This window comes from Micromonospora sp. NPDC004336, from assembly GCF_053602615.1.
Genome location: NZ_JBSGDY010000336.1, coordinates 1 through 2,331, shown reverse-complemented (window position 1 = coordinate 2,331; position 2,331 = coordinate 1). Strand labels below are relative to the sequence as shown.

Genomic DNA, 2,331 nt, shown 5'->3' with positions numbered 1-2,331 from the left:
CGCGGATGCACGAAACGACAACGCTGCTCGTCGAAGTCGGCGCACTGCTCTTCCTGCTCGGTCTCCTCGGCCGGCTGAGCCGTCGCATCGGTCTCTCGCCCATCCCCCTCTATCTGCTCGCCGGGCTCGCGTTCGGGCACGGCGGCCTGCTCCCGCTCAACGCCAGCGAGGAGTTCTTCGCCGTCGGCGCCGAGATCGGCGTGATCCTGCTGCTGGTCATGCTCGGCCTGGAATACTCGGCCAACGAACTCGTCGGCAACCTGCGCTCCGCGGCGCCGGCCGGCCTGATCGACGGGCTGCTCAACGCGCTGCCCGGGGCGGCGTTCGCGCTGCTGCTCGGCTGGGACTGGGTCGCCGCCCTGGTGCTCGCCGGCATCACCTGGGTCTCCTCCTCCGGCGTGATCGCCAAGGTCCTCGCCGACCTCGGCCGCCTCGGTAACCGGGAGACCCCGGTCATCCTCTCGGTCCTGGTGATCGAGGACCTGGCCATGGCGTTCTACCTCCCCCTGGTCACGGCGGTGCTCGCCGGCAGCGGCCTGCTGGGCGGCGGGATCGCGCTCGGCGTCGCGGTCGGCACCGTGCTGCTGGTGCTGGTGGTCGCCATCCGGTACGGCAACCTCATCTCCACCGCCATGTCGGCGAAGGACCCGGAGGCGCTGCTGCTCGGCGTGCTCGGGATGACGCTGCTGGTGGCGGGCATCGCGGCGAAGCTCCAGGTGTCGGCGGCGGTCGGCGCGTTCCTGGTCGGCATCGCGCTGTCCGGGCCGGTCGCGCACCACGCGACGGAGCTGCTGACCCCGCTGCGCGACCTCTTCGCGGCCGTCTTCTTCGTCTTCTTCGGGCTCGTGACGGACCCGCGGGACATCCCGCCGGTGCTGCTGCCCGCGCTCGCGCTGGCCGTGGTCACCATGGCGACGAAGACACTCACCGGTTACCTGGCCGCCCGCCGGGTCGGCATCGCCGAACCCGGTCGATGGCGGACCGGCCTGGCGCTGGTGCCCCGGGGTGAGTTCTCCATCGTCATCGCCGGGCTCGCGGTGGCCGCCGGCAGCGTCGAGCCGAAACTGGCGGCGCTCGCCACGGCGTACGTGCTGATCACGGTCGTGACCGGGCCGATGCTGGCCCGGCTGCCCGACTTCGCGTGGTTCAAGCGCTGGGTGCGGCAGCGGGGCGCGGCCCAGCGCGCCCGCGCCGTGCCGGTGCGGGACTGACCGTCGCCGTTCGGGCCGGGTCGACCGTACGGTCGGCCCGGCCGTCGGCCAACGGTTGTCGAATTGCTCCCTACGGGGTCTATCGCCGGTCAGCGCGAGCGGGTTACCGTTTCGCCCCAGCAGCCAGAGCTCGCGGATGGCCGACGCCCCCGCGGACGAGAGCGGAAGGTTGGCCGGTGAGCGTGCAGGAGTCGACGTTCCGCGGCTTCGCCAACCCCGTCGATCCGACCCCCGCCGAGCTGCGGGCGTGGGCCTACCAGCCGGATTCGGTGCCGTTGACCTCGATGCCGCCGGACTGGGACCTGCTGGTCTCCGGGGACCGGTTGGTGGCGGTGCTCTTCGAGCTGGCCATGGACCAGTCCTGCCCGGCCCGCCGGTTCGCGCTGCACTGCCTCTACATCTACGCCGCCGACGGCATCCGGACGAACTTCCGCGCCCACCCGAAGCGGCGCTTCCGCAAGCTGGTCGAGCAGGCCGAGCGCACCGGCGACGACCTGATGCGCACCTGGGCCCACAACAGCCGGGCGCTGCTGGCCCGGCCGGATCTCTTCGTCTACCGGGACTGGTGCGAGGGCGGCCTGGTCCGGGAGAACCGCCGCATCGCCTAAGGGCGGAGCAGGCCCCACCCACGCGAACCGCAGCCGGCACCTGGCGTCCGCCGTGCGCGCCTGGCTGCCCGGCCGGTACCTGGCGTCCGCCGGGGCGCGCCTGGCTGCCCACGGCGAACGGGCCGGGACCCCCCGTGGGTCCCGGCCCGCACGTCGACGGATCGTCAGCGTTGCGATCCGCCCTGCTTCCGGTGCCTCGCCTCGTCGCGCCCCTGGTCAACGCCGTGATCCACCTGGTCGACGAACTCGCCGTTCTTGATCTTGTCCGTGAAGCGACCTTCGGTGATCCGGTCGAACCTCTCCCGGAGGCTCTTCGCCACCCTGTCGAGCCGGTGCTCCGTCTGCTCGGCAACCTTCTTCGCCGATTCCGTCATGGCTCCCCCTGCCATCGGAGTCCGGATTGAGGCGGTTAAACCTGATTAGCAGGTTAGCGGAGCCGGCGCCCTCCCCGCCGGCAAACCAGCAACCGCGGTCGGTGGAACGCCACGGGTGTCATCAGCCGACGGTGACAC

At 71.8% G+C, this 2,331-nt stretch carries 3 protein-coding genes; 2 read left to right on the top strand and 1 reads right to left on the bottom strand.

Going from position 1 to position 2,331, the window contains the following annotated elements; all coding sequences use genetic code 11:
• Positions 1 to 5: 5 nt before the first annotated feature.
• Together ACWENR_RS30485 and ACWENR_RS30480 are read left to right on the top strand one after the other, a co-directional pair.
• A complete protein-coding gene (locus ACWENR_RS30485) occupies positions 6 to 1,211 on the top strand; it encodes a cation:proton antiporter (RefSeq protein WP_452280393.1) in 1,206 nt (401 codons plus the stop codon).
• Positions 1,212 to 1,387: 176 nt separating this feature from the next.
• Positions 1,388 to 1,819 carry a hypothetical protein gene (locus ACWENR_RS30480; RefSeq protein WP_452280392.1) on the top strand — a complete coding sequence of 144 codons (432 nt, stop codon included), beginning with the start codon at positions 1,388 to 1,390 and terminating at the stop codon, positions 1,817 to 1,819.
• A gap of 164 nt (positions 1,820 to 1,983) precedes the next feature.
• Here the strand turns inward: ACWENR_RS30480 and ACWENR_RS30475 are convergent, their stop codons facing one another.
• Complete coding sequence (locus ACWENR_RS30475) at positions 1,984 to 2,193, bottom strand: hypothetical protein (protein ID WP_452280391.1); 210 nt, start codon at positions 2,191 to 2,193, stop codon at positions 1,984 to 1,986.
• Positions 2,194 to 2,331 lie beyond the last annotated feature (138 nt).